Annotated in this window: 5 protein-coding genes; all 5 read left to right on the forward strand. The window is 48.7% G+C overall.

Annotated elements, in window-relative coordinates:
• Window positions 1–713, forward strand: a 713-nt coding sequence (locus DFP85_RS18630; RefSeq protein WP_208108551.1) for a DUF2971 domain-containing protein, incomplete at its 5' end; no start/stop codon positions are given.
• Between the two features lie 431 nt (window positions 714–1144).
• Complete coding sequence (locus tag DFP85_RS18635; RefSeq protein WP_133637906.1) at window positions 1145–2029, forward strand: hypothetical protein; 885 nt, start codon at window positions 1145–1147, stop codon at window positions 2027–2029.
• Window positions 2030–2047: 18 nt separating this feature from the next.
• Window positions 2048–2353 (forward strand): hypothetical protein, encoded by a 306-nt coding sequence (locus DFP85_RS18640; RefSeq protein ID WP_133637907.1) that lies wholly within the window; start codon window positions 2048–2050, stop codon window positions 2351–2353.
• Window positions 2354–2797: 444 nt separating this feature from the next.
• Window positions 2798–3571, forward strand: a complete 774-nt coding sequence (locus tag DFP85_RS18645; RefSeq protein WP_133637908.1) for a hypothetical protein — start codon at window positions 2798–2800, stop codon at window positions 3569–3571.
• A gap of 509 nt (window positions 3572–4080) precedes the next feature.
• Window positions 4081–5778 carry a caspase family protein gene (locus tag DFP85_RS18650; RefSeq protein ID WP_133637909.1) on the forward strand — a complete coding sequence of 566 codons (1698 nt, stop codon included), beginning with the start codon at window positions 4081–4083 and terminating at the stop codon, window positions 5776–5778.
• Window positions 5779–5841: the final 63 nt, after the last annotated feature.

Consider the following 5841-nt stretch of genomic DNA (forward strand, 5'->3'; position numbering starts at 1 on the left):
AGCATGGCGCGGCCCTTACAGGTTTGGTCACCAGCAAGGAAAGGTCATGCGGGTCGGGGGGACAATCTGTTTTGATGATTTACGGACTTATAGCTCCGGCGCCGACACCATTCGAGTATTTCCATCTGGAGACCACCAACTGGCTTACTAGAAAAGTTCTCCAAGGCCGGCGTAACCGGGCTAACAGGGAATACGGTGTAATCTGCTTTAGCGGGAACTACACGAGTCCGGTTCAGTGGGCCCACTATGGGGACTCCCATCGTGGCATCTGCCTTGGCTTCGATGTCCAGGAGGAAGACTTATTTCCAATCGAGTACGTCAAAGGAAGATCGTCTGGTGACGAACTCAAGGATTCTCTTGACCTTAAGGATCGAGCCTTCCTTCGGAGTATGCTGTCCAAAAAGCATAAGCATTGGGAGTATGAGCAGGAGCACCGCTGCCTAGTGCGGTTCCGCGAGAAAGTCCTGGATGATCGACTGGTTTTTGAGGATTTTGCCGACAGGTTTTTACTTCGAGAAGTGATCATGGGCATTCGGTGCGACGCAAGAAGTAAGGAGATTAGGAGTGTCTTAAGTAATTATGATCGGGATGTTGATATTTTTCGCATCGAAGTTTCCCACAGAGATTACAAGATGGTGAAGCCCGCCCATAGCAGCGGAAAACCTCAAGGAGCTGACTGTTCTACTGACCACCGCTTGAATCCGACGAAATGATGGGTCAGGAAAAAAGGTAGCAATGTTCTTACTCCATGAAACTTAGAGCCTAACAAACGCTTCAGCCGACCGCTTCGCCGCAGCTAAGCTTCATCTTTAATCAAGATTTTCTGAAAGACCGCTTCTGGCCGAATGGTGAATCTCAGACTATGCTGATGGGGGTGTTGAGGCTGCTGGCGACCCAAATCCGATATGCCGGGAACGGCCACAAGCACGTTCATCAGAGTTATGCAGCGCGCGTGGTGACTGGTGCGATGTGGTCGAGCTATATTTAATGTATTAATTGTTCAGTAATTTAGGAAGTCTGCGAGCGCGCGTCATAACATTCTTGAATGCGCGTGCTCGTTCAAGAAGTTCAACGAGAAGGCTGTCTAATACCTGTTAGGCTTTGAAAATTAAACCATGTACTTTAGCAACCAGAGGAAAGTGAAATGAAGAAAAATCTCACTCTTATAGCAGGATGCCTGCTGTTCGTAGTGCTTCTAAGCGGCTGTGGTCTGACATCAAAACAGATTGTCCAAACACAATCTTTTGGGTCCGCAACAGAAAATATTGGCAAACTGGGAGAGGAAGAATTTGTCAATATCAGGAATGGGATCATTGAAATGAACAAGGAGCTTGTTGCCATTGATAACACTAAAACAGCTAGCGATCTTAAATTTGACCGTCCTACTTCACCTGAAGCAACTGCAACTCGGATAGCAGCAACTAAAGCGCTTAAATCGTATGGCGATCTACTAGTTAATCTAGCGACTGAAGATAGAGCCGAAGATCTTCAAAAAGCTGCCAACTCTCTGATAAATAATACAACAGCAGCATTAAAAAAAGATTTATCTGAAGAAGAGAAAGGAGCTATCAATAAAATTATTGTTGGCTTCGGTTCGTTCTGGATAGACAATAAGAAGGCCGATGCTGCAAAGGAGATAATTCCTGCGTATGAGGAATCGGTTAACGAACTGGCTGATTTGCTTGCTGAAGATTTCTCCCTAAATGACGGTTCTCTTGGATACATAAAGGCTTACGACACAACCGCCAAGCGTCTTAAAAATGCATCAATGCGTTTAGTTAATGCAGGCGATCAATACTCAGTCTTGGAAAGAGATCATGCTGTTCAGGCTCTGGTTTTATCCGAGAGAGCAATATCACGGGCCAATGAAATTAGTAAAAAGGCTGAAAAAGCCATTGATAGCCTTAAAAAAGCAAATACAGAATTGGTAAAAGTAATAAAAGAAGAACCCTATTCAACAGATGACATAAAAGCTTATGCTAAAAAAGTTCAAGAACTTGTAAATATGTTCCAAGTGCTTGAAAACTAATATTTGAGGAGGATAGAAATGACCAGTTTAGGCAAAGAACTACACAATACGATTCGAAACCTCGAGAAACTCAGAGATTCGCAAAACCCACCTTCTGACGATGTCATCGCAAAACTTGACGTTTTGTATGACCAGCAAATAGATTTGATCGATGCTGCGATTAATAAAAATACGGAAAAATATAAAAAGGCAACTACTTCAATGAAGGAAGCCGCCAAGAAAACCAAAGAAGCTATTGATGATTTGGCAAAACTTGAACAAGCGCTCGAAAAGATCGCAAATGCCATTGGTAAGGTAACTGAGTTGTTGGACGAAGTAGCCTAATAATCGCGTAAACTCGGACAGCCAAAAGCGGCGCGGCTTCCGCTGCGCTTCAGCTACACCTTTGGCTGCCGGTTACGCGTGGCGTTAGCGCTCGCTAACAGTCCGCTCCTGGCCGAAAGGGGAGCGTTAGACTATGGTGATGAAAAAGCTGGGCAAGTGACGACCCAAAGTAGCTGTTCCGGAAAATGCAGCAGGCGTGCGAACTTTGGATATTATAATGCCCAATGTTACTAATTAAATTTAATGATCAAAGGCTTGCGAGAACCTTGGAAGGCTGCAATTGCTGGACAAACATTTCGGTACGTTCACCCAATCATAGAACACACCGTTGAATACGCTGTTAGGGCATAAATATATGGTTTCAAAGTGCTACATCTCTTAACAAAATGGCACCCGGAAGACGATCCATTAACGAGGGAGCAGGTAGAAGTTTTGGTTTCGTTAATGGATGGAATTCTGACAGAGAAAGCCCTAGAGGGTTTTTTGATCGTGTGCTCACGCTTTGTCGACGAGTTTGGCCATCATCGCACCGAGGAGTTGGCTAACATTTTTCGAACCAATAACGCGCCGGGGAGGCAGGCACTGCTTAGCAGTCTTGAGTACATGCAAGAATGGGTCGGGGGCATAGAGAGGTATGAGAAGAAATATCCAGTTACTGTCATTCCTCCTAAACCCGCCTTTCCCCAATTTAAAATTATTGGCATTGAAAATCTATCTGACCGACTATTTAGGGTCTTAGATTCAGAAAGCACCGTTTATCCGACAGGGGAATGCACTAGAGAATATATTATTAGAATCGGACGTTTGCCCTTCGTACCACGACAGAGGCATCCCGTGCGTAGGTCAAAGCCGAGATACCACTGGTGCTCATATACCGCGTGGAGTGATCCCGAGAGTACTCGCGATGCTTTGCAAATACTCCCTGAGTGGAGTGACTGCAAACTTCGAGTGACTGTGCTTACGGCAACGGTAAAGCGATCTGCCTATGTTGCCTTTAACGGCGATAGACAGGATCCAAGTAACAGTGCTCTGAAGTTTTATAAATATTATTACGAGCCTCACGCACAGGATCATCCCCCTTATATTGGTGGTGGTGCTCAAATAGCACTTGAAGGAGCCCCAGTGGTCTATGCAATGGAACAGTGGGATGATGGTTCACAAGAATGGAAGTTAATCTATGAGGGCGCAAAAAATGCCCAAACAAAGACAAGCACCTGATCGCTTCCTTGCTACGCTCGTTAGCGCAGGTGATGGACGTTATTATATTAGTTAATACTAAAATTTCGCTTCTGGCCGATAGAGAAACCTTAGTCTATGCTGATGAGGTTGCTGAGGCAGTTGATGACCCAATGCAGACATACTCAAGGGCTGCAATAGAGGAAGGGGCTATGGAATTGCCAAGCGAATTTTTTACAGTCCAAAGCATGCTTACATTAAGCGGCGCAACGGGCGCTACGTTCGTTGTGTCGAACGGTATGCAGCAGGCGTTCAACTTCAATCCGAAGTGGCTGGCCCTACTGATCGCCATGATAATCGTAGAGCTTGGTGTGTTCCTGACCGATGGAACCGCGGTCCAGTACTTGGTCGGCGTGATCAATGGATTCCTAGTCTATAGCTGTGCGGCCGGAGGCAACAGTATGCTCGGTCAAGGTAGTCCCGACACAATAGACCGCGGTCAAGGGTTCGCACCCGACCGTAGGCGTTTCCTATCGCCCTGGTTCTAGCCAATGCGTAGTACAGCAGCCTCGTTTGGTCGATCGATATACGCAATACTGATTGGCGTCGACAGAACACACTCATCGCTCGAACTGAGGCCACTTCTCAGTCCGGAGTTGGATGTTGAGAAACTCCGGGACACGCTGACCGATGAGAATGGCTGCGCGGTCCCCTATAAAAACGTTACCACCCTGTGCGGTAATCAAGCGAGTCTCTCGAAGATTCGTAGCACGCTCCAGCACGTGGTTTCTAGAATGCCGATAGACGGAACTCTTTTTGTCTACTTTGCAGGCCACGGTATCACTAGAGATAATGAACATTATCTCTGCGTTCACGGCACTTTATACGACACGCTCGCCGATACTGCGCTGACAGCCTCTGACATCGAAGCGGCGCTCGATGGACATTGTTTACGCGGCGTATTGGTAGTCCTCGACTGTTGCCGAGGCGCGGGTTTCGGGGCCCGAGCAGATCGTTTTTTTCGCCAAGACAGTGATCAGGAGTACCGCTTGCTGATCGCTAGCGCCGGCGCAGATGAACCGAGCCACGAGCGCGTAGATGGTACAGGGACACTCTTCACTAAAGGCCTAATCTCCATCCTCTCCGGCGAAACGACCCTGAGTGGGGATCCCCACGTCATCCGATTCAACGGTCTCATGACTGCTCTCAACCACTATGTTGGAGAGCAACTCGAACTACAGGGCGGCCGTCATCAGCGATTACGCGCGATTGGGATCCACCATAATGACCCCATCTTATTCGTCCACCGTGGATTGTCACTGCAATCCATAGAATTGAATACAGCGAGGTATTCGCGCGCTTACGTGCGCCGTCGGCTGGCCAGATGGGGAAAGATCGTCACTGCGGTTACGTTTTTTTCAGTCGTCAGCGCCTATGGCTGGTTGGACGCCTCGGAGTACGTCACTAACGACGGGCGGTATTTGTCAATCTACCGCGGACACCCAGACTTCAACCTGCCAGGCTTCCCCCGACATGTATGGACACTAGATTACGGGACTGAAGCGCTGCTTCAACCGCCCACTGGGGATACCTTTGTGCTAACTGCACCGGTGGGTCAGCCCGTGATGCCGCTCCTCGAAGTGCTCGTCAGACTGGACTTCCATGCTGCAATCGCAGCCGATGCGGGCGACTTAAATCGAGCGAGGGAGTATGCGATCACCGTGCTGGAAAGGCCGGGCGATTTCGCCGCTGAACAGCATTTGAATGCAGCGCTGGTGTTGGCGAGCGTCGCTTCCAAAGAGGATAGAGAACGCTTCATCGAGATGCTTGCCGACCCAAGGAGTGACGTCCGCAGAGCGGGTGTGCTGGCGTTGGTTGACGTCGACCCGGCGTACATTTTGGCTAAAGACAAGACGGGATTGCCTAACGTCGATACTTTCAACGGCCCGAGCTTCTTTCCACACGAAGACGTTATCAAAATGCTCGAGGGTCAGTGTCTACCGTCGGTTCGCGACTACTTGGCTGATCTATTGACTATCAACAGCAACGAGCCGGAAGTTGATGACGTGATCGATGTTGCAATTCGACTTAACTGCGAGTTAACACCGCGAGAGCTGGCTGCAACAACCCAGCGAAGCGCGTTCTGGGGCCACGACGAAATTTCGTTCTTCGCCAACTATAAGGGCATCGCGCAACCCGTGCTCTCAGAGCTCGAACGTAAGCGAACGGGCAACACCGCTTGCCAGTGATCAGTCGGTGTGCTGCCAGTGGTGAGGCAGGAGTTCGTGGAGCTGGCTGGCCTTCTGGGTCGG

Origin of the sequence: Halomonas ventosae (genome assembly GCF_004363555.1) — a bacterium.
GTDB classification, from domain to species: Bacteria; Pseudomonadota; Gammaproteobacteria; order Pseudomonadales; family Halomonadaceae; genus Halomonas; species Halomonas ventosae.

Bases quoted from the DNA above. Each gene is read 5' to 3' on its own strand.
- DFP85_RS18650 (WP_133637909.1), top strand. From the start codon at position 4,081: ATGCGTAGTACAGCAGCCTCGTTTGGTCGATCGATATACGCAATACTG.
- DFP85_RS18645 (WP_133637908.1), top strand. From the start codon at position 2,798: ATGGATGGAATTCTGACAGAGAAAGCCCTAGAGGGTTTTTTGATCGTG.
- DFP85_RS18640 (WP_133637907.1), top strand. From the start codon at position 2,048: ATGACCAGTTTAGGCAAAGAACTACACAATACGATTCGAAACCTCGAG.
- DFP85_RS18635 (WP_133637906.1), top strand. From the start codon at position 1,145: ATGAAGAAAAATCTCACTCTTATAGCAGGATGCCTGCTGTTCGTAGTG.